Source organism: Rhodococcus indonesiensis, from assembly GCF_047782815.1.
In the GTDB taxonomy this organism is placed as follows: Bacteria; Actinomycetota; Actinomycetes; order Mycobacteriales; family Mycobacteriaceae; genus Rhodococcus; species Rhodococcus indonesiensis.
Window position 1 is genome coordinate 1,370,676 of the sequence record NZ_CP180630.1, and the last position, 21,440, is coordinate 1,392,115.

19 protein-coding genes are annotated in these 21,440 nt (G+C 71.6%); 11 read left to right on the plus strand and 8 right to left on the minus strand.

The window, feature by feature from the left end; translation table 11 throughout:
- Positions 1-14: 14 nt before the first annotated feature.
- Positions 15-1,811 carry an ABC-F family ATP-binding cassette domain-containing protein gene (locus ACM26Y_RS06540; RefSeq protein ID WP_416062965.1) on the plus strand — a complete coding sequence of 599 codons (1,797 nt, stop codon included), beginning with the start codon at positions 15-17 and terminating at the stop codon, positions 1,809-1,811.
- Between the two features lie 285 nt (positions 1,812-2,096).
- Here the strand turns inward: ACM26Y_RS06540 and ACM26Y_RS06545 are convergent, their stop codons facing one another.
- Positions 2,097-2,891: an enoyl-CoA hydratase-related protein gene (locus tag ACM26Y_RS06545; protein WP_054371881.1), complete on the minus strand. Its 795-nt coding sequence runs from the start codon at positions 2,889-2,891 to the stop codon at positions 2,097-2,099.
- Positions 2,888-4,402, minus strand: coding sequence for an acetyl-CoA acetyltransferase (locus ACM26Y_RS06550; protein ID WP_416062966.1), 1,515 nt, complete (start codon positions 4,400-4,402; stop codon positions 2,888-2,890). The genes ACM26Y_RS06545 and ACM26Y_RS06550 overlap by 4 nt, the downstream gene beginning before the upstream one ends.
- Positions 4,403-4,499: 97 nt before the next feature.
- On the opposite strand from ACM26Y_RS06550, the gene ACM26Y_RS06555 reads away from it, so the two are divergent.
- The 4 genes from ACM26Y_RS06555 (at position 4,500) to ACM26Y_RS06570 (ending at position 7,314) form a co-directional block, all read left to right on the plus strand.
- The gene (locus ACM26Y_RS06555) at positions 4,500-5,123 is read left to right on the plus strand and encodes a TetR/AcrR family transcriptional regulator (protein WP_416062967.1); all 624 of its coding nucleotides are present in this window, start codon (positions 4,500-4,502) and stop codon (positions 5,121-5,123) included.
- Between the two features lie 97 nt (positions 5,124-5,220).
- Positions 5,221-5,700, plus strand: coding sequence for a nuclear transport factor 2 family protein (locus ACM26Y_RS06560; RefSeq protein WP_003937841.1), 480 nt, complete (start codon positions 5,221-5,223; stop codon positions 5,698-5,700).
- Positions 5,701-5,745: 45 nt separating this feature from the next.
- Positions 5,746-6,192, plus strand: a complete 447-nt coding sequence (locus ACM26Y_RS06565) for a VOC family protein (protein WP_054371878.1) — start codon at positions 5,746-5,748, stop codon at positions 6,190-6,192.
- Positions 6,193-6,276: 84 nt separating this feature from the next.
- Complete coding sequence (locus tag ACM26Y_RS06570; protein WP_416062968.1) at positions 6,277-7,314, plus strand: enoyl-CoA hydratase/isomerase family protein; 1,038 nt, start codon at positions 6,277-6,279, stop codon at positions 7,312-7,314.
- Positions 7,315-7,405: 91 nt separating this feature from the next.
- Here ACM26Y_RS06570 and ACM26Y_RS06575 read toward each other — a convergent pair whose 3' ends face one another.
- On the minus strand, positions 7,406-7,918 hold the full coding sequence (locus ACM26Y_RS06575; protein WP_416062969.1) for a hypothetical protein: 513 nt from the start codon (positions 7,916-7,918) through the stop codon (positions 7,406-7,408).
- Between the two features lie 106 nt (positions 7,919-8,024).
- The gene (locus ACM26Y_RS06580) at positions 8,025-9,695 is read right to left on the minus strand and encodes a peptide chain release factor 3 (protein ID WP_416062970.1); all 1,671 of its coding nucleotides are present in this window, start codon (positions 9,693-9,695) and stop codon (positions 8,025-8,027) included.
- Between the two features lie 217 nt (positions 9,696-9,912).
- Here ACM26Y_RS06580 and ACM26Y_RS06585 point away from each other — a divergent pair, with 217 nt between their 5' ends.
- The gene (locus ACM26Y_RS06585) at positions 9,913-11,547 is read left to right on the plus strand and encodes a fatty acyl-AMP ligase (RefSeq protein ID WP_416062971.1); all 1,635 of its coding nucleotides are present in this window, start codon (positions 9,913-9,915) and stop codon (positions 11,545-11,547) included.
- 47 nt (positions 11,548-11,594) lie between these two features.
- Here ACM26Y_RS06585 and pth read toward each other — a convergent pair whose 3' ends face one another.
- From pth to ACM26Y_RS06605, 4 genes are all read right to left on the minus strand, one after another.
- Positions 11,595-12,167: an aminoacyl-tRNA hydrolase gene (gene pth / locus ACM26Y_RS06590; RefSeq protein WP_003937848.1), complete on the minus strand. Its 573-nt coding sequence runs from the start codon at positions 12,165-12,167 to the stop codon at positions 11,595-11,597.
- Positions 12,168-12,270: 103 nt separating this feature from the next.
- A complete protein-coding gene (locus tag ACM26Y_RS06595; RefSeq protein ID WP_416062972.1) occupies positions 12,271-12,876 on the minus strand; it encodes a 50S ribosomal protein L25/general stress protein Ctc in 606 nt (201 codons plus the stop codon).
- 204 nt (positions 12,877-13,080) lie between these two features.
- Positions 13,081-14,550, minus strand: coding sequence for an FAD-dependent oxidoreductase (locus ACM26Y_RS06600; protein WP_416062973.1), 1,470 nt, complete (start codon positions 14,548-14,550; stop codon positions 13,081-13,083).
- 88 nt (positions 14,551-14,638) lie between these two features.
- Positions 14,639-15,817, minus strand: coding sequence for an aminotransferase class V-fold PLP-dependent enzyme (locus ACM26Y_RS06605; protein WP_416062974.1), 1,179 nt, complete (start codon positions 15,815-15,817; stop codon positions 14,639-14,641).
- Between the two features lie 45 nt (positions 15,818-15,862).
- Between ACM26Y_RS06605 and ACM26Y_RS06610 the strand changes: the two genes are divergently transcribed.
- The 5 genes from ACM26Y_RS06610 (at position 15,863) to egtD (ending at position 21,400) form a co-directional block, all read left to right on the plus strand.
- The gene (locus tag ACM26Y_RS06610) at positions 15,863-17,104 is read left to right on the plus strand and encodes an APC family permease (protein WP_416062975.1); all 1,242 of its coding nucleotides are present in this window, start codon (positions 15,863-15,865) and stop codon (positions 17,102-17,104) included.
- Positions 17,105-17,183: 79 nt separating this feature from the next.
- Entirely contained in the window at positions 17,184-18,416 is a 1,233-nt protein-coding gene (egtA, locus tag ACM26Y_RS06615) for an ergothioneine biosynthesis glutamate--cysteine ligase EgtA (protein WP_416062976.1), read from the plus strand.
- A complete protein-coding gene (egtB, locus tag ACM26Y_RS06620; protein ID WP_003937854.1) occupies positions 18,413-19,708 on the plus strand; it encodes an ergothioneine biosynthesis protein EgtB in 1,296 nt (431 codons plus the stop codon). The genes egtA and egtB overlap by 4 nt, the downstream gene beginning before the upstream one ends.
- Entirely contained in the window at positions 19,701-20,447 is a 747-nt protein-coding gene (gene egtC / locus ACM26Y_RS06625; protein WP_040783192.1) for an ergothioneine biosynthesis protein EgtC, read from the plus strand. Before egtB ends, egtC begins: the two co-directional genes overlap by 8 nt.
- Positions 20,444-21,400: an L-histidine N(alpha)-methyltransferase gene (gene egtD / locus ACM26Y_RS06630; RefSeq protein WP_289377323.1), complete on the plus strand. Its 957-nt coding sequence runs from the start codon at positions 20,444-20,446 to the stop codon at positions 21,398-21,400. The genes egtC and egtD overlap by 4 nt, the downstream gene beginning before the upstream one ends.
- The last annotated feature ends 40 nt before the right edge of the window (positions 21,401-21,440 follow it).

Genomic DNA, 21,440 nt, shown 5'->3' on the forward strand with positions numbered 1-21,440 from the left:
AGGCATTGCTCCGCGTGGCGAATCTGATCAACCTCGAACAGGTCTCGAAGTCCTTCGGCATCAAACCGCTGCTGGACTCGGTGTCGCTCGGTGTGCAGGAGGGTGAGCGCATCGGCGTCGTCGGCCTGAACGGCGGCGGCAAGACCACCCTCCTCGAGGTCCTCACCGGCCTCGAGGAGCCCGATTCGGGCCGGGTCAGCCGGGTCGGCGGGCTGCGCATGGCGGTCGTCACCCAGCGCGGCGTCCTGCCGGCCGGCTCCACGGTCGGGCAGGTCGTGCTGGGACCGCTGGGGGTGGCCGAGCACGAATGGGCCGGCGACGCCCGGATCCGTTCCGTTCTCGCGGGTATCGGTGTCGACCGGCTCGGCCTCGACGCGCTCGTCGACGGTCTCTCCGGCGGCGAACGTCGGCGCGTCGCGCTGGCCGCCGCGCTCGTGCAGGACCTCGACCTGCTCGTCCTCGACGAGCCCACCAACCATCTCGACGTCGAGGGTGTGCAGTGGCTCGCCGAGCACCTGCTCTCCCGGCGCAGCGCCCTCGTCGTCGTCACCCACGACCGGTGGTTCCTCGACACCGTCGCGACCCGCACATGGGAGGTCGTCAACGGCCAGGTGGAAAGCTACGAGGGCGGATACAACGACTGGATCTTCGCGCGCGCCGAGCGGGCCCGGCAGGCTGACGCGATGGAGGAACGGCGCCGCAACCTCGCGCGCAAGGAACTCGCCTGGCTGCGGCGCGGGGCCCCGGCCCGCACCTCGAAGCCGCGCTACCGCATCGAGGCGGCGGAATCGCTGATCGCGAACGTGCCGCCACCGCGGGACACGGTGGCGCTGGCGTCGTTCGCCAAACGCCGTCTGGGCCGGGTGGTCATCGAACTCGAGGACGCGACACTGACCACCCCCGACGGTCGCGAGCTGGTGCACGACCTGACGTGGCGGCTCGGCCCAGGGGAGCGGATCGGCCTGGTGGGTGTGAACGGCTCCGGCAAGACGACGCTGCTGCGCACCCTCGCCGGGGAGATCGAACCGGCGTCCGGCCGTCGCATCCAGGGCAAGACCGTCGAGATCGGCTGGCTGCGGCAGGAACTCGACGACCTGCCCACCGACCTGCGGGTGCTCGACGCGGTGAAGGACGTGGCCGAACGGATCACGCTGGGCGACAAGGAGATCTCGGCCGGTCAGCTCGCCGAACGGCTCGGGTTCACCCCGGCGCGGCAGCGCACACCCGTCGGCGACCTCTCCGGTGGCGAGCGTCGACGGCTGCAGCTGACCCGGGTGCTCATGGCCGAGCCGAACGTGCTGCTGCTCGACGAGCCCACCAACGACCTGGACATCGACACCCTGCAGCAACTCGAGGACCTGCTGGACGGGTGGGCGGGCACCCTGGTGGTCATCTCGCACGACCGCTATCTGATCGAGCGGATCTGCGACTCGACGTGGGCGCTGTTCGGCGACGGCAGGCTCACCAACCTGCCGGGCGGGATCGACGAGTACCTGCGCCGTCGCGCGGCGCTCGGTGACGGGGACATCCCGTCGTCGGCCTCCACGGTGGCGAAGACGTCGATACCCGAACAGGATGCGGAACAACCGAAGCGCGACGGTGCCGCCGAGCGGGCCGCCCGCAAGGAGCTGGCGCGGCTCGAACGGAGCGTGGCGAAGCTGACCGAGCGGGAGGAGAAGCTGCACCACGACCTCGCCGACGCGGCCACCGATCCCGATCGCCTGCAGAAGCTCGACGCCGAGCTGCGCAGCGTGGTCGCCGAAAAGGAAGCCGCCGAGGAGCAGTGGATGGAGCTCGCCGAAGGGTTGTAGAGCGGTGTGTCCTTTGGGCGGCGGTAGCAGCCCAAAGGACACACCGGCGGCGGAGCCGCCCGCTCTCGCGCATGCGGGTTGCCGCCGGAGCCGCCGTGCTCCTCGGCGACCGAGGCGCCGAGCAGCCCGGCCTCGGCAGCCTTGCGGTGCAGTTCACGGCGACGACGCCGTCGCGCTCCCAGGTGTCCAGGTGCGGCACGATCTCCTTGCGGGTGAAGTCCGCGGTGAGACGGCGCAGCGCGGTCCGCTCGGGAGTGTCCCAGGTTTCCCGGTCCAGTGCCGTGGTCATCGTCCGCTCCAGACGGGTGCGCGCTTCTCGAGAAAGGCCATGACGCCCTCGACGGTGTCGGCGCTGGTGGTCAGCCGGGCCAGGGCGGCTTCGGTCGCCTCCCAGTCCGGTTCCTCGGACGGGACGGCGCCGTCGACGATGCCGCGGGCGATCGTCTTGCTCGCCTGCACGGCCAGGGGTGCCCCGGCGGCGACGAGGTCGGCGAGCTCGAGCGCGGTGGTGAGGACGTCGGTCCGGGAAACGACGCGGTTGACCAGGCCCCAGCGCAGAGCATCGGCGGCGGAGATCGGCTTGCCGGTGAGCACGAGTTCCATCGCGACGGACCGCGGGATGGCCTGCACGATGCGGAACACCCCGCCGGCGCCGGCGATGAGGCCGCGGTGGACCTCGGGCAACCCGAATTCGGCGGTGTCGGCGGCGACGACGAGGTCGCTCGCGAGGGCGAGTTCGGTGCCGCCGCCGAGTGCGGTGCCGTTGACCGCCGCGACGATCGGCTTGGCGATGGGGTGTCTGACGACGCCGGCGAACCCCCAGTGCGCGGTCTCGGGCGGGGTGACCCCAGCCGGTCCGGCGGTCCCGAGGGCCTTCAGGTCGGCGCCGCCGCAGAACACCCGGTCTCCGGCGCCGGTGAGGACGACGACGCGCACGTCCGGGTCCTGGTCGGCGCGTTCCCACGCCTCGCCGAGGCCGGTGTGCACCTCGGCGTCGATGCTGTTGGCGGCCCCGGGCCGGTTGATGGTGACGAGCAGCGTGTGGCTGCGCTGCTCGACCAGGACGACGGGCTCGGTCATGCGGGGGTCTCCTCCGTGACGGGATCGGTCAGGGTGACGGTCAGGGCGCCGCCGCGGTCGACGACGTGGACGGTGCGGCCCACGATGTCCGCACCCGCCGCGAGCACCTGCGCGCCGGCGGCGTCGGTGTAGCCGGAGACTCGACGGCCGTCGGGGGTGGTGCCCACCAGGAACCCGATCGCCGGGTGGCCGTCGCGTCCGTATTCCGCGGTTGCCGTATGGACCTCGACGTCACCGCTGTAGTCGACGACGGGCTCGGGTCCGGTGGCGGGGAGCACGCGGGGCTCGGGATCGCCGACGTACCCGCGGGTGTGCGGTGCGGCGGCGAGCACGACGGTGTGCTGGTAGGTCAGGTAGCCGCCGTTGCCGTGGACGAGGGCGATCTCGCCGTCGGTGCGCAGCCGGCGGGTGACGGCGACGAGGGAGTGCAGCGTGTAGCTGTTGAGCGGTCCGCCGAAGAAGGAGTGGCCGCCGGTGACGCTCGGGACGGTCTCGCGGGTCAGGCCGAGGTGTTCGACGAGCAGCTTCGGCACCACCGGGAAGCAGCTGTAGGCGTCCACGATGTCCAGGTCGGCCGGCCGCAGATCGGTGCGCTCGAGGGTCCGGGCGAGGGCGTCGGCGAGTGCCGCGGACCGGCCGAAGCCGGCGCGGGCGAGGATGTCGACCGGTTCCGTCGCGCCGGCCCCGCCCCACACGTACACGATCCGGTCCTCGGCGACGCCGAGTTCGCGGGCGGTGGCGAGGGAGGTGACGACGACGGCGGCCGCCTGGTCGACGAACGGCATCGCGTTGAGCAGCAGCGGGTACGGGGCGGTGACCATCCGGTTGCGCGGGCCCACGGTGGTGATGTCCTCGGCGGTGCGCAGATCGGGGTTCCAGGCGGCGGGGTTGCGTCCGGCGATCTCGGAGAACGCGGCGTACAGCTGCGCGGACCAGGCCAGCGATTCGTCGTGGGAGTGCCCGAGTTCGTGGCTGAGCCGGGTCTCGAACAGCGGGTAGACGCGGGTGGGGGCGAGCATCCCGGCGCGTTGCATGGCGGGGCTGCCGAGGTCGTCCGGGTCGAAGGCGGGCGGTCCGCCGGGCGCGGTGGTCCAGCCCAGCGTGGCCGGGTCCGTGCCGGTCTTCGTCGCGGCGGTGACCGAGGCCTGGGATTCGCCGCCGACGAGGAGCGCGACGCCGATCGTGCCGATGGCGATCTCGTGGCCGATGCGGTCGAGCAGCGCTGCCGGCCAGTGCCCACCGAGGGGACTGGTGTGGGTGCGGGCCGCCGCGGCGCCGAGGCGGGCGGCGAGGAGCGCGGGCAGGTCGTCGTACGCCCAGCTCGCGGTCTTGACGGCATACACGGCGTCGATGTGCCGCGCGATGTCGTCGACGCCGGTGTCGGCGAGAGCCGCCCCGGCGGCGTCGTGGATCAGGTCGAGCGGTTCGCGGGGATCGGCGGGGGCGCCGGCGCGTCCGGAGCGCAGATCGCCGACGCCGACGACGACGGGTGTTCGGGCAGGGTCGGTCATCTGCGGCCTCGGAGGGGTCGGGGAAACGGTCACCCGCACAGTAATACGGACTGATTCAGTCTGTAAATGGGGTGCCGGGTCTGGCACACTGCACACCGTGACCGAGCCGATCGTGCGTCGCCGTGGCCGACCCCGCGACGCCGACCTCGAGGATCGCGTCTACGACGCGGTGATCGAGGTCTACTCCGAGACGAGCTGGCGCGGCTTCACCCTCGACGCGGTCGGCCGGCGCGCCCGGGTGGGACGGGCGGCGCTGTACCGCCGCTGGGCCACCAAGGACGAACTGCTCGTGCAGGCGCTCGAGGCGCGCAGCCCGCTGCCGGTGCCGATCGACACCGGGGCGTTGCGCTCGGACCTGGTCGAACTGGTCACCCAACTCCTGCGCGGCTACCGCACGACGCCCGGACTGGTGAGCCTGCGCGTCGCGCTCGACGCACGCGTGCACCCGGACCTGCTGGCCCACCTGACCACCACGCTCAACCGCAGCCGCCTCGTCGCGGCCCGCACCATTGTGTTGCGGGCGGTCGAGCGCGGCGAGCTGCCGCGGCAGGTCTCGGTGACGCTGCTGCTCGAGATGGTCACCGGTGCGGCGCTCAGTCACGTGCTGTTCTCCCTCGCGGGACCCGCGGCGGACGACGACGCCTACGCCCGCACGCTCGTCGACGCCGCGATCCGCGCCCTGATCGCGAAACGGGAACACGATCCAGGTCCCGTGACCTAACTGCAATCCAATTGCCCGGCGAGCCGCCGGAATCGATACCCCCCGAGGGGGATCCCGGCTAGCCTGGCTGACAGGCCCTGTGGTGGGAGGCGCGAGAATGGACCTGCAGGCGATACGTGAGATCGAGCGACTGAAGTACCGTTACGCGCGGGCGCTCGACACGAAGTCGTGGATCGAACTGGCCGACACCATGGTTCCCGAGGCCACCGCCGTCTACGGCGAACATCTGAGTTTCGAATCGCGCGACGCGTTCCTGAACTTCCTCGAGAACACCCTCGGGTCCCATGTCATCACCGAACACCACTGCGGCCACCCCGAGATCGACGTCGAGGGGGACACCGCCACGGGGGTCTGGTTCCTCGCCGACACGGTGGTGGTGCCCGAGGACGGGCTCGTGATGCGCGGGTCTGCCTACTATCACGACCGCTACGTGCGCGGGACGGACGGGCTCTGGCGCATCTCCCACACCGGATACGAAAGAAACTGGGAGACAGTCACATCCGTTGCCGACATGCCCAGCTTCCGGCTCACCTCGAACCGGTGGTCGCTGCTGCAGCAGCCGCCCCGCGCGTCCTGAACCGAGCGAGAACTCGCGCCGGCCGAGAGGAGGGGACCTCGTCCCATGACCGCGACCGACACCGAAGTCTTCCCCCGGGCCGGTGCGCTCCCGTACCTCATCGTGGGACGCGCCCGCAGTGCCATCGACTGGTACCGGCAGGTGTTCGGCGCGAGGCTGGCGGGAGACCCCGTGGTGCTCGAGGACGGCCGGATCGGCCACGCCGAGTTGGTCTTTCCCACTGGAATGGTCTATCTGGCGGAGGAGTTCCCCGAGATGGGCCTGTCCGCGCCCGAGGCCGGCGCGACGTCGGTGAGCCTGATGCTCCCGGTCGACGACACCGACGCCGTGCTCACCAAGGCCCGCGACGCCGGGGGCACCGTCGAGCGCTGGATCGCCGAGAGCCACGGCCACCGCAACGCCACGCTGCTCGATCCGTTCGGGCACCGATGGCTGCTCGTCGGTCCACTGACCGGCCGTCGGCAGGATGCCGCCGCCGGTACCGGCCGGTAGGCACGGTGCGCCGCGCAGACACGTGCGCAACCGGGGCTCCCACATGATCGGTTGCCGGGGCAGCGGCCCGGTAGGCTCCGGCGCGTGACCGACACCTTCATCCGCACCCGCGTCGCCAACGGCATCGGCGAGGTGGTGCTCGACCGGCCGGTGGCCCTCAACGCCCTGGACTCGTCGATGATCCGCGACATGTACGAGGCCCTGCTGGCATGGCGCGACGACCCGGAGATCACCGCGGTACTGGTCACCAGTGCATCCGACCGGGCGTTCTGCGCCGGCGGCGACATCAAGTCGGTCCGGGACGCCGCCGTGGCCGGCGACACCGACGCGGTCCGGGACTACTTCGCGAACGAGTACCGGCTCGACGAACTGGTCGCCACCTACCCCAAGCCGTATCTCGCGCTCGTCGACGGAGTCACGATGGGCGGCGGGCTGGGCATCTCGGTGCACGGCGCGGTGCGCGTCGTGACGGAGCGAGCGGTGCTGGCAATGCCGGAGACGGCGATCGGCTTCGTCCCCGACGTCGGCGCCAGTCATTTCCTGCCGCGACTGCGCGGCACCACCGCCCGTTGCGACGCCGTCGGACTGTACCTGGCGCTGACCGGCGCCCGCGCCGACGCGGGCGATGCCATCGCCGTCGGCCTCGCGACGCACTTCGTTCCCGGTGACCGGATCGACGCCCTCGCCGACCGGATCCGCGAGGGCCACTGGCAGCCGGCGCTCGACGAGTTCGCCGAGGCGGCTCCCGCGTCGGCGATCGCCGATCGATACCCGGACATCGACGCGGTGTTCGGCGACGGCACCGTCGCCGACATCGTCGAGCGCCTGTCCGGCAACCACGACCTCGACGAGACGTGGGCCGTCACCACCCGGGCAGCGCTCGGTGCGGCATCCCCGACGAGTCTCTGGGCCACCGCGGAGCTGCTGCGCCGCGGCGCCGAGAGCCCGCTGCGCGAGTGCTTCGCGCGGGAACTCGAGGTCGCGGTCCGCATCACCGCCGAGCCGGACTTCGCCGAGGGGGTGCGCGCGGTGCTCGTCGACAAGGACGGCAACCCGTCCTGGTCGCCGCGGGGGATCGGCGACGTGGACCCGGCCCTCGTCGCGGGACTGTTCCGGGAGTAGACGCTCGGCCGGCCGGCCATCCGCGCACGAAATGTTCAGCCGCACACGTTGTTTCGGGTGCGTCTGACGAGGGGGCGCGCGGATGCGGACGTCAGGGCGCGGTGCGCCGCGGGGCGAGCAGATCGACGACGATCTCCTGCCCGCCCAGCACGGCGCGGATCTCCGGATTCTCGAATCCGCCCGCGACGAGATACTCACCCAGCAGGGTGAGCAGTTCGTCGGTCTCGACCGTCGGATCGGATGCGCGGGAACGCTGCGCACGGGCGGCGAGCTCGGTGTGCGCCAGTCGCGCCGCGATCCGCACGGATGCCACTCCCATCGAGTTGCGGCGCGACGCGGCGGTCGGCGTGCTGTGCCCGGCAACGCCGTCGCTGCCGTCGAAGCTCGGCAGCGGGAACGGGTCGCTGCCGTTACCGCCGGCCTCGTCGACGTCCGCCGCGTGACTTCCCGTCGAGTGCAGGGAAGACGCTCCGTTGCCGGTCAGGGTTCCCGGCAGGGGATAGACGAAGGTGCCTGCCCGCTTGGGTCCGGGCGACTCGTCCGCCGGCTCGGAACGGCCGCGCAGCGGCGTGCCGTCGGTCGATACGGCCGAGTCGTCGTCCATGAACGCTCCTGAGATCCGCGAGCTCGGTTCGGCTCGACGGCACAGCAAGCTACCAGGAACACCGGCGCCACGCACAGCAACACCGGCCCCACGCCCACCACGGGTGTCACTGGTCGGCGGCGGCCACCAGCGGCTCGAGGGTGAGCTCGGGCAGTTCCTTCCGCAGGTACTGCAGCCGCCACTTGTCGCTCACCAGCGCCAGCAGGACACCGTCGGAGCGGGTGAACACTTCGACGCCGCGCTGCCGGTTCAGCTCGTCCACCGAGGCCGCATCGGTGCGACGGGCCAGCGCGTAGCCCAGCGGCTCCATCCGCGGCTCGACGTTGTATTCGGCCTTCATCCGGGCCGCCACCACCTCGAACTGCATGGGACCGACGGCGGCCATCACCGGGGACGCGTCCCCGCGGATGTCGTTGCGCAGGATCTGTACCACGCCCTCGGAGTCGAGCTGATCGACGGCCTTGCGGAACTGCTTGTACTTCGAGGCGCTCTCGGCGCGCAGGATCGAGAAATGTTCGGGCGCGAACGACGGGATCGGCGGGAACTCCACCTTCCGGTCCACGTACAGGGTGTGCCCGGGGGCGAGGGCCGTGGCGTTGACGAGCCCGACCACGTCGCCGGGATACGCGTTCTCCACCGTGGACCGTTCCCGGCCGAACACCGTCAGCGCGTACTTGGTGGCGAACGGCTTACCCGTCTGCGCATGGGTGACGACCATGCCGCGCTCGAACACCCCGGACACCACCCGCATGAACGCCAGGCGGTCGCGGTGTGCGGTGTCCATCCCCGCCTGCACCTTGAACACCACGGCACTGAACGGGTCGTCGACGTTGCGGGGAGTGTCGTTCACGTCGAGCCGGGCGCGCGGCGGCGGCGCCAGCGCAACGAGCGTGTCGAGGATCTGCCGGACGCCGAAGTTGAGCATGGCCGACGCGAAGATCACCGGCGACGTCTGCCCGGCCAGGAACATCTCCTGGTCGTGGTCCTGCCCGCTGGCCGACAGCAGCTCCGACTCCTCCACCGCCTCGGTCCACGTCTCGCCCTCCCGTTCCTCGGCCTCCCCGGGGGAGAGCCGGTCCTCGGGGGCGATCCGCGCGCCGCCGGCGGTGCGGGTGAACTTGACGTACTCGACGGGCGCGCCGTCCTCCCCGCGCCGCAGCAGGCCCCGGAAGTCCCCGGCGATGCCGACGGGCCAGAACAGGGGAGTGGGGGTCAGGCCGATGCGCTCGTCGATCTCGTCGAGCAGCTCCAGCGGGGTCCGGCCGGGCCGGTCCCACTTGTTGATCACGGTGATGACCGGGATGCCCCGGTGACGGCACACCTGGAACAGCTTGAGGGTCTGCGGCTCGAGGCCCTTGGCGGCGTCGATCAGCATCACCGCCGCGTCCACGGCGGTGAGCACCCGGTAGGTGTCCTCGGAGAAGTCGGAGTGACCGGGTGTGTCGACGAGGTTGATCACGTTGACGACGTCGTCGTCGGACTCCTCGGAGCGGTAGTTGAACTGCAGCGCCGTGGAGCTGACGGAGATGCCGCGGGCCTTCTCCATCTCCATCCAGTCGGACACCGTGGACTTGCGCCCGGCCTTGCCGTGCACCGCACCGGCCTCGGCGATGACCTTCGCATGCAGGGCCAGCGCCTCGGTCAGCGTGGACTTGCCGGCGTCCGGATGGGAGATCACCGCGAAAGTGCGGCGGCGACCCGCTTCCGCGAGCACTTCCTTCGACGACGCGGCGGTGGTGCCGGCGTCGTTGCCGGTGGAAACGGGCGGGGTAGTCAACGCGGAAGTACCTCTCGAAGCGGATGTGCGGCTCGTCGATGCGCGCGGGCGGCTCCCGCATCGCAGACAACTCGTCCATGTTACTCGGCAATCGAATGTCGATTTCCGTGAGATTCGGTCACATTCTCCGAAGAGACTCCCCCTCGGGACGGATCGGGGGCACCCTGGGCAACGTCGTACCCGGTGCCCGGGGTCGTATCGACGTGAGGAGTGGTTCGTGAGCAGATTCACCGACGAGATGTACGAGACCGCGGATCGGTCCCCGCACGGTCTGGTCACCGGCGAGCCCGACGCCCCCCGGCGGCAGAGCTGGGGGCAGATTCACGAGCAGGCCCGGCGCATGGCCGGTGCCCTCGCCGCGGCCGGCATCGGTCACGGCGACGCCGTGGGCATCCTCGCGGGGAATCCGGTGGACATCGCACCCGCCTGTCAGGCGGTGTGGATGCGCGGCGCCTCGGTGACGATGCTGCACCAGCCCACACCGCGCACCGACCTGGCGCTGTGGGCACGCGACACCGAGGTCGTCATCGGCATGATCGGCGCCCGCGCAGTGGTGCTCGGCGCGCCGTTCGAGATCGCCGCGCCGCTCCTGACCGAGCGAGGAATCCCCGTCGTCACGATCGCCGAGATGGATGCCGGCACGCCGGTCGACCCGCTGCCCACCGACGAGCACGACATCGCGCTGCAGCAGCTGACCTCCGGGTCCACAGGGTCCCCGAAGGCCGTGCAGATCACGCACGAGAACTTCTACGTCAACGCGTACGCGATGATCGAGCGGATCAAGTTCTCCCTCGACGACGACGTGATGGTCAGCTGGCTGCCGCTCTTCCACGACATGGGGATGGTCGGATTCCTGAGCGTGCCCATGCAGGTCGGCGCCGAGGTCGTCTCCGTGACCCCGCTCGACTTCCTGCGCTCCCCGCTGCTGTGGGCCGAACTGATGAGCAAGTACCGCGGAACCGTGACGGCCGCACCGAACTTCGCGTACTCACTTCTGGCGCGCAAGCTCGCCCAGGCCCCCGACGGCGCCGTCGACCTGTCGTCGGTGCGGTGGATGTGGAACGGCGCCGAACCGGTCGATCCGGACACCATGGAGGCCCTCGCCGCCGCCGGCGCCCGATTCGGCCTCGATCCGGCGGCGCTCGCGCCGGTCTACGGCATGGCCGAGACCACCCTGGCGGTCTCCGTGCCGGATCCGGGACGCGGGCAAATTCTCGATCTCGTCGACCCCGACCTGCTCGAGGCCGGTGGGATGGCGGTTCCGTCGACCCGGTCCAACGCCCGGCGGCTGCCCACCCTCGGGCATCTCGTGCCCGGACTCGAGGGCCGCGTCGTCGGGGAGGACGGGCAGGTACTGCCGCCCCGCGGCGTCGGCATCATCCAGCTGCGCGGCAAGGCCGTCACCCACGGATACCTCACCGTCGACGGTCCGGTGCCCGCGCAGGACCCGCAGGGCTGGTTCGACACCGGCGACGTCGGCTACTTCACCGAGGACGGTCTGGTCGTGGTGTGCGGGCGCGTCAAGGACGTCATCATCATGGGCGGCCGCAACGTCTATCCCACCGACATCGAACGGGCCGCGTGCAGCGTCGACGGCGTGCGCCCCGGCAACGCCGTCGCGATCCGGCTCGATTCCGGCGAGAAACGGGAGTCCTTCGCCGTCGCTGTCGAGACCAACCGGATCGACGACCCGGAAGAGGTGCGCCGCATCGAACACGACGTCGTGCACGCGGTCGTCGCGGAGGTGGGGGTGCGGCCGCGCACCGTCGCGGTGCTCGGTCCGGGAAGCATCCCGAAGACGTCGTCGGGAAAGCTGCGGCGTGGCAGCTCCGTCCATCTGCTGGGCGGGTAGCGCCGTGCTGTCCTTCCGGACCTCGCCCGGTCCGGAAGGACACCACGTCAATGGACCCGGTTCTGGGCCTCCTCCAGGCCGACCCGCAGCAACAACTCCACCGCGTCCGCGGCCTGCTCGCGGATCAGGTCGAGTTCCTTGCGTTCGGTCGAGGAGAACGGTTTGAGCACGTAGTCGGCCGGGTCCATGCGGCCCGGTGGGCGGCCGATCCCGACCCTGGTACGCAGGTAGAGCTTGGTGCCGAGGGCACTCGAGATCGACCGCAGCCCGTTGTGGCCGTTCTCCCCGCCGCCGAGCTTGAGCCGGACCGTGCCGAAGTCCAGATCCAGTTCGTCGTGCACGACCACGATGTCGGCGGGCTCGACCGAGAAGAAGCGCGCGAGACCCGCGACGGGTCCGCCCGAGAGATTCATGTAGGTGCGCGGCTTGGCGATGATCACCTGCCGGCCGTCGAGGCGGGCCTGGACGATCTCGGCGTTGCTGCGTTTGTGCGCGCTGAACTTCCCGCCGACCCGGGCGGCGAGCGTGTCGGCCACCATGAAGCCGATGTTGTGGCGGGTCTTCTCGTACTGCGGGCCGGGATTGCCCAGCCCGACGACGAGTGCGGTGGCGTCGCTCACCTGGCGGTGTCCTTCCGTTGCGGCGGGTAGTGCTACGACGACGGCGCGTCACCCCGTGGGGATGACGCGCCGCTCGCCCATGTCACGCGGAGCCGGTGACGGCTCAGGCCTCTTCGGACTCGGCGGTCTCACCCTCCGCGGATTCGCCCTCCATTGCGGCGGCGGTCGGTGCGGCAACCACGTTCACCAACAGCAGCTCCGGATCGTCCTGCAGGGTGGCGCCCGTGGGCAGCTGGACGTCGGCGGCGGTGATCTGGGTGCCGGCCTCGGCGTCCTCGATCGAAACCTCGATCTGCTCGGGCAGGTTCAGGGCGTCCGCCTCGAGCTTGACGGTGCTGATCTCGTTGACGACCAGGGTGCCGGACGCAGGCTCGCCGGTGACGACGAGGGGGACCTCGACGGTGACCTTCTCGCCCTTCTTCACGACGAGCAGGTCGGCGTGCTCGATGTAGTTGCGGATCGGGTGGACGACGACCGACTTGGTCAGCGCCAGCTCCTCCGAGCCGTCGACCTCGAGGGTCAGCACGGCGTTGGTGCCGTGGGCGCGCAGCACGGCCGCGAACTCACGGGCCGGGAGCGACAGGTGCTTGGGATCCGTGCCGTGGCCGTACAGGACGGCGGGCACCTGACCGTCGCGGCGGGCGCGGCGGGCGGCACCCTTGCCGAACTCGGTGCGGACGACGGCGGCGAGACGGTTTTCGTCGGACATGCTGAATGGCTCCTACGCGTATGGCTCGAACTGGGGCGGTCTTCCCGGCGAGGGGCGACGCGCGCGGCCAGGAGCGTGGGCACGCTCGAGCGGAGCCGCAGCCGCGTCGATCACGGTGAGCCAGCGATTTCGCGGTTCACCCTCGCCGAGACAACTCGATCGACTCTACCGGATCCGCCCGAGCGGGTCGAATGCCCCCTGCGCTCAGCCGCCCGCGGCGGCGATGCCCGCCCGCCGGCCGAAGAAACTGCCGTCGCCGAGGGAGACGCCGCTGCAGTACCCCCACGCCGACAGTCCGGCCGCCGCCCGTCCCGCCGCGTACAGCCCGGGAATCGGGGCACCGTCGACGTGCAGGACCTCCGCGTGCAGGCTCGTACGCAGGCCGCCGAGCGTGAACCCGCCGGTCATGCCGCGCAGGTCGATCGCCGCGACGGGCGATCCGATCGGCTTCACCCATTCGCGCTTCTTGCCCAGCAGCGGGTCCGCGCCGCGTTCGGCGTGCAGGTTGTACACCTCCACCGTGGACTGCAGCGCCCGCTCGGGCAGACCCATCTCGGCCTCGAGCTCCGCGACGGTCTCGCACACCCACTTCGGCTGGTGGCGCAGCTGCGGCGACGACGTCGGGGCGGCGACCCCCGCCTTGTACGACTCCTCGTCGATGACGAGGAACGCCTCGTTGTCGTTCTTCAGCAGGGTCAGCTGCCCGATGCGGCCCGGGTAGGTGTCCTCGGGCACGTACCGCTGGCCGCGACCGTTGACGAGAATGCCCCGCGCGATCAGCTGCGGATCGCAGAAGAACGCCACCTCGGTGGCGTCCATGTGGGCCAGGTCGGCGCCGAGCGCCTGCGCCATCCGGATCGCGCGACCGTCGTGTTCCTCGATCGACGCGGCGGGACGACCCACCAGGTGCGGGGCGTAGGCCCGCACCATGTCGTCGTTGTAGGCGAAGCTGCCCGTGGCGAGGACGACCCCGCGGCGGGCCCGGATGGCCAGATCGGTGCCGTACCGCTTGGCCAAGACCCCGACCACCCGGCCGGACGCATCGGTGACGAGGGTCTGCACCCGGACGTCGTACTCGGCGCGGACCCCGAGGGCGGCGGCCTTCTCGGCGAGCGGCTTCACGAGCATGTAGCCGCCGCCCTGCTCACCGGTCCGCTTGTCGCTCATCTGCGGCACGTGGCCGCGCGGCGCGGGCCGGGCGACGGTGGCGTACGGCGCCGAGTTCTCCCCGCCGGTGTACTGCAGGCCGGCGTCGGTGGGGGGCTCCCAGCCGGGCTCGCCCCAGAATTCGTGCTTGAACGGCACACCGCAGTCGACGAGCCAGTCGAAGTGCTCGACGGAGCCGGCACAGTAGGCGGCGATCTTCTCCTCGTCCACGCCCGGTCCGAGTGCCGCAGTGAGGAACGCGCGCATGTCGTCCACCGAGTCCTCGAATCCGCAGGCCTTCTGCACGGCCGTGCCGCCGCCGAGGTAGACGAATCCGCCCGCGAGGGCGGCCGCGCCGCCCCACCCGCCGGTGCGTTCGAGCACCAGCACGTCGGCTCCGGCGTGGGCAGCGCCGACGGCCGCGCAGACCCCGGCGATGCCGTACCCGGCGATCACGACGTCGGCTTCGAAATCCCAGGCGGAGATCCGGTCGACGGGAACAGGACGGACGGGGTTGGTCTCGGTCATCGCGATCCTCTCGGGGTGTGGCGGGGATTCGCACACCTTGACCGCGCGAGCTGCCGGACGGAACCGATCGTCCCGGTTGCCGGGACGGTCAGGACCGGGTCAGCGCCCGCACGGCCGCCAGGAACCGGTCCACGTCGGCGGGGGAGACGAAGTAGTGCGGTGAGGCGCGCACCACCGACTCGAGCCGTCGCGCCGACATCTCGAGCAGCGTCGACCCGCGCCCGCTGACCGTGACCGTGATCGCCTCGGCGGCCAGCGCTTCCCGCAGTCGCGGCGGCTCCCAGTCGTCGACGGTGAACGAGACGATGCCGCTGTGCTCCTTCCCGAGGTCGCGCACGGCCACGCCGGGGATCCGGCCCAGCCCGTCGCGCAGGTGCTCGGCGCGGTAGGCGACCGCCTCGGTCACCGCGTCGACCCCGAGGTCGAGCAGGTAGTCGACGGCGGCGCCGAGACCGAGGCGGGCGGCGACGTTCGTCTCCCACAGCTCGAATCGCGTCGCGTCGTCGGCGAGCCGGTACTCGTCCGGAGCGGTCCACTGCGCGCTGTGCAGATCGATGACGGCCGGTTCGAGCTCGGTCACCAGCCGAGGGCGGACGTACAGGAAGCCCGTGCCGCGGGGTCCGCGCAGCCACTTGCGGCCGGTCGCGGAGAGCGCGTCGACATCGAACTCGGGCACGCTCACCGGCAGCTGGCCGACGGACTGGCACGCGTCGAGCAGCACCAGCGCGCCGACCTCGTGCGCCGCGTCCGCGACCTCCCGCACCGGGTTGACGAGCCCGCCGTTGGTGGGGGCGTGCACGACGGACACCAGCTTGACCCGCTCGTCGAGCGTACGGGTGAGGGCGTCGACATCGATGCGGCCGAGCGCGTCTGTCGGCATCGTCTCCACCGTCGCGCCGGTCGCCCGGGCGCGTTGCAGCGCGGAGACGGCATTGCTGGCGTATTCGGAACGAGTGAGCAGGATCCGGTCGCCCGCGCGCAGCGGCACCGAGTAGAAGAAACTCGCCCACGCCCGGGTAGCGCTCTCGACCAGTGCGATCGACGGCGCCTGCGCACCGATCAGCCGCGCGATCGAGGTCTTCACCGCGGCGAGGTCGTCGGCGCGTTCCGCGGCGGCGACGTACCCGCCGACCTCGGCCTCACGCCGCAGGTGGGCGACGGTCGTCTCCAGCACCGGTGTCGGCGGCAGCGACGAGCCCGCGCTGTCGAGGAAGACCCGGTCGAAGCAGCCGGGCGTGTCCCGACGGGCGCGCTGCAGGTCGAGCATCGAGGACGCACCTTTCGTTCATATCTTCGTGCTTGGAATGTATACGTGAGCGAATCGAAATCCCTGCAACGCCGGCTCGGCACCGGCGACGCCGTCGCCATCGGGCTCGGCGCGATGATCGGGGCGGGCGTGTTCTCGGCGTTCGCGCCGGCCGCGGCCGCCGCCGGCGCGGGCCTGCTCGTCGGCCTGGCCCTCGCCGCGGTCGTGGCGTACTGCAATGCCACCTCCTCCGCGCAGCTCGCCGCGCAGTACCCGACGTCCGGTGGCACCTACGTGTACGGGCGGGAACGGCTCGGACCGTGGTGGGGTTTCGTGGCGGGCTGGGGCTTCGTGATCGGCAAGACCGCCAGTTGCGCGGCGATGGCCACGACCTTCGCGTCCTACGTCGTGCCGGAACCGTGGCGGCGGCCCGTCGCCGTCGCCGCGGTCCTCGCCCTGACCGCCGTGAACTACTGCGGCATCACCCGCACTGCCCGGCTCGCGCGCATCATCGTGGCGCTGGTGCTCGTCGCGCTCGCCGCGGCGGTCACGGCGAGCTGGGCCGGCCCCGGCGCGCAACCTGCCGATCCGTTCGGCCCCGTCGGCGGCGTGTACGGGGTGCTGCAGGCGGCCGGTCTGCTGTTCTTCGCGTTCGCGGGCTATGCGCGGATCGCGACCCTCGGTGAGGAGGTGCGCGACCCGCGCCGGACCATCCCGCGTGCGATCGTCGGTGCCCTCGGATTCGTGGTGCTGCTCTACGCCGTCGTCGGGGTGACCCTGCTCGCATGCCTCGGTCCGGACCGGCTCGCATCGAGCAGCGCGCCGCTGCTCGACGCGGTCCGCGCTGGTGGCTGGTCGTGGGCGGCGCCCGTCGTGGTCGCCGGGGCCGCGGCCGCATCGCTGGGGGCTCTGCTCGCCCTCGTCACGGGCGTCGGCCGCACCGCGCTCGCGATGGCGCGGCACGATGATCTGCCGCGGCCGCTCGCCGCGGTACATCCGCGATTCGCGGTGCCGTACCGGGCCGAACTCGCCGTCGCCGCGGTGGTGTGCGTGCTCGTCGCGACCGTCGATCTGCGCGGAGTGATCGGATTCTCATCCTTCGGTGTTCTCGTGTACTACCTCGTCGCGAACCTGGCCGCCTTCACCCAGCGGGACGAGCACCGGCGTTATCCCCGGTTCCTGCAGGTCATCGGGACCGTGGGATGCATCGTCCTGGTGCTGACGCTGCCGCCGAGCGCGGTCGTGGCCGGCGTCGCGGTGCTCGCGGCCGGTGTCGTCGTCCGCGCGACGCGCCGGGCCACGGCGTGAGCGTTCAGCCGCCTCCTGTCACCGGTTGACGTTAGGCTCGTCCGTGAGCTGGCCCACAGGCGAGGGAGGGGCGGACCGAGTGGTGATCACAGTCGACCCGGCGGTGCCGCGCGCAGACGCCGGCATCGCCTCACGAACCGCCGCCGAGCTGCATGTGCGCCGGGTGAGTTTCCGTTTCGGGCCGCCCCGGCTGATCGGCGTGGAACTGGAATGGCTCACCGCCCGGGCCGACGGCACCCGCGCCCGGCCGGAGTTGCAGGCCGTCCTCGAGGCCCTCGGTCCGCACGCCCCCCGGCAGCTGGCTCCCGGCTCCTCGGCGCGGCCGTTGCCGTCGGGCAGCGCCGTGACCCTCGAGCCGGGCGGGCAGGTGGAACTGTCGAGCGTGCCCTGTGTCTCGGCGCGGCAGGTCTGCGACCGTCTGACCGCCGACGCCCGCATGTTGCGTGCATTGCTGGCCCGCCGGTCGGTGGACCTGATCGACGGGGCGGCCGACGGACTGCGCCCACCGCAACGGCTGCTGCGCACTCCCCGCTACAGCGCGATGGAACTGCGGTTCGACCAGATCGGGCCGCTGGGCCGGCTGATGATGAACAGCACCGCCGCCACCCAGGTGAGCGTCGACGCCGGCGCCGACGACGACGAGCTGGCCGGCCGGTGGCGGGTACTGCACGCCGTCGGACCGGCGCTGGTGGCCGCGTTCGCGTGCTCGCCTTCACTGCGGGGCGCACCGGACGGGAACTGGGCATCGCAGCGGATGCGCACCTGGCTGGCGCTGGACGCCGACCGCACCACCCCCGTGCCCGATCCGGCGCGCTACCCGGCGTGGGCGCTCGACGCGCCCCTGCTGTGTGTGCGCGCGACCGGCGGGGACTGGCATGCGCCGCCCGGTGCGTCGTTCGCGGACTGGCTCAGCGGCGATCTGGACGACGAGATCGGGCGCCGGCCCACCGTCGCCGACCTGGACTACCACCTGACCACCCTGTTCCCGCCGGTGCGTCCCGCCGGGCATCTCGAGGTCCGGTACATCGACGCGCAGCCGGGGGCCCTGTGGCAGGTCCCGGTCGCCGCGGTCGAGGCACTGCTCACCTCGCCGGCGGTCATGGACGAGGCCCTGGCCGTCGCCGCCCCCGTCGTGGACCGCTGGCAGGAGGCGGCGGAGTTCGGACTCGCGGATCTCGAGATCCGGGCCGCGGCGGTCGGACTGCTCGCGCTCGCCGCGGAGGCGTCGCCGGACATGCGGTTCACCGCGGCGCTGGACGCGGCGGCGGAGCGGTGCTGCCGCGGTCGCACCCCGGAGGTCCAGGATCGGTGAGCGATCTGCACGCCCGGCTCGACCGGGACCTCGCGCGAGCGCGGGCGCGAGTGCTCGCGCTGACCGACGTCGACGACGCGGAACTCACGGCCCAGCATTCACCGCTGATGAGTCCTCTCGTATGGGACCTCGCGCACATCGCCAACCAGGAGGAACGCTGGCTGCTCCGGGCGGCCGGCGGTCACGCCGGTGTGCGCCCGGACGTCGACGACCTCTACGACGCCTTCCGCCATCCGCGGGCGGACCGCCCGGCGCTGCCGCTGCTCGGGCCGCAGGCGGCTCGCGACTACGCGGCGGAGGTTCGCGCGCACACGGCGGACGTGCTGGCGCAGTGCAGCTTCGACACCGACCTCACCCGCGAGGGTTTCGTGTTCGCGATGAGTGTCCAGCACGAGGTGCAGCACGCGGAGACGATGCTCGCGACACACCAGCTGCGGGCCGGGCCCCCCGTGCTCGACGCCGCGCCGGCGCCGCGGCGCGCCGAACCACCGGCCGCGGCGGAGGTGCTGATCCCGGGCGGTGAGTTCGAGATGGGGACGTCGACGGATCCGTGGGCGTTGGACAACGAGCGGTCCGCCCACCGGGTGTACGTGCCGGCGTTCGCGATCGACACGGTGCCGGTCACCAACGGGCGCTACCTCGAGTTCCTCGCCGACGGCGGCTACGCCCGCCGGGAACTGTGGAGCCCGGAGGGGTGGCTGCACCGCGAGCAGGCGGGACTCGAGGCTCCCCAGTTCTGGACCCGCGACGACTCGGGCACGTGGTGGCGTCGCCGGTTCGGGGCGACGGTGCCGCTCGACCCGGACGAGCCCGTCGTGCACGTGTGCTTCCACGAGGCCGAGGCCTTCGCCCGCTGGGCCGGACGCCGGTTGCCCAGCGAGGCCGAATGGGAGAAGGCCGCGCGCTGGGACCCGCTGACCGGGGAGAGCCGGCGCTACCCGTGGGGCGACGAGGAACCGACCGAGGCCCACGCCAACCTCGGTCAGCGCCATCTCGAGCCGGCCGTCGCCGGTGCGTACCCGGCGGGTGCGTCGCGCCTCGGGGTCCACCAGCTGATCGGCGACGTGTGGGAATGGACGGCGTCCGGGTTCGAGCCGTACCCCGGATTCGCCCCCTTCCCGTACCGGGAGTATTCGGAGGTGTTCTTCGGCGGCGACTTCCGGGTGCTGCGCGGCGGCTCCTTCGGCACCGACCCGGCGGCCTGCCGCGGCACCTTCCGCAACTGGGACCTGCCGATCCGACGGCAGATCTTCGCCGGCTTCCGCTGCGCGCGGGACGTGCCGGATGTGTAGACACCTGGGATATCTCGGGCCGGTCCGCTCGGTGAGTTCCCTGGTGACCGAGGGACCCCGGTCGCTGGTGCGCCAGTCGTGGGCGCCGAAGGACATGCGTGGTGGCGGCACGATCAACGCCGACGGGTTCGGGGTGGCATGGTGGGGTGCGGACGGCTTCGGCCGCTATCGGAACCCCGCCCCGATCTGGTCCGATCCATTTGTCACCGAAGGACTTTCGCATATCGGCGCGGGGGCCGTCATGGCGTCGCTGCGTTCGGCGACGGAAGGCATGCCGGTGGAGCGCTCGGCCTGCGCTCCGTTCACCCGCGACGGCTGGGCGTTCAGCCTCAACGGCGTGGTCCGCGGCTGGCCCGGGTCGCTCGTCTCGCTGGCCGAGCGGCTGCCAGTGGCCGAACTGCTGCGACTCGAGTCGCCCACCGACGCTGCCGCGCTGTGGGTGCTGTTGTATTCGCGGCTGCGTTCCTCGCGGCCCGAGCAGGCGTTGATGCGGCTCGTGCACGAGGTGCTCGACGTCGCCCCGGGTTCGCGGTTGAACTTGTTGCTGGGCAACGGTTCCGGACTGTGGGCGACGGCCTGGTACCACTCGCTGTGGACCCTCGTCGACGAAGACGTCGCCGTGGTGTCCTCGGAACCGTACGACGACGATCCGCGCTGGCGCCAGGTGCCGGACCGGCACCTGGTCAGCGCCCGACCGGGGCACCTCATCGTGTCCCCCATGGAGGTGGCCGTCTCATGACGGTGGATGTGTACCTGACGCCGGAGCAGCTCGACGAGTCGCTGCGGGCCGACGCGCGCCGCGGGCTGACGTCGTCGCCGAAGTGGCTCTCGCCGACGTGGCTCTACGACGAGCGCGGCGGCGAGCTCTTCGAACAGATAACCCGGCTGCCGGAGTACTATCCCACTCGCACCGAACGAGCTCTGCTGCAACAGCATTCGGCGGAGCTCGCCGACGAGGCACGGCCGGAGATGCTCGTCGAGCTCGGATCGGGTTCCTCCGAGAAGACGGAGATACTGCTCGATGCGCTGCGACCGTACATCCATACGTACGTACCGCAGGACGTGTCCGAGGTCGCCCTGCAGTCCGCGGTGACCCGGCTCTGCGCCGAATACCCGGACCTGACCGTGCGGGGCGTCGTCGGCGACTTCACCGGATCGCTCACGCACCTGCCCGGCGGCGGACGCCGCCTGATCGCCTTCCTCGGCGGCACCATCGGCAACCTGGCGCCCGCGGAGCGCACCGCGTTCCTCACCGACCTCGCCGCGGTGCTCGAGCCGGGGGAGTGGTTACTGCTCGGAATCGGTCTCGTCACCGATCCCGACGTGCTCGTGCCGGCCTACGACGACGCCGCCGGGGTCACCGCGGAGTTCGACCGCAACGTGCTGAACGTGCTCAATGCCCGGCTCGGCGCGGACTTCGAACCCGGCAAGTTCCGGCACGTCGCCGTGTGGGACCCGATCAACGAGTGGATCGAGATGCGGCTCGAGGCCACCGAGCCCATGACCGTCCGGATTCCCGGCCTGGACCTCGAGATCTCGTTCGCGGCGGGCGAGCAGCTGCGCACCGAGATCTCCGCCAAGTTCCGGCTCGACGGCATGGGCCGCGAACTGACCGAGGCCGGGTTCGTCGTACGGCGCGAGTGGATCGATCCCGACGGCAGGTTCGCGCTGATCGGCGCGAGCCGCAGCTGACCCACACGGTCCCGGCCGCCGACGCGAGGCCGGTTGGACA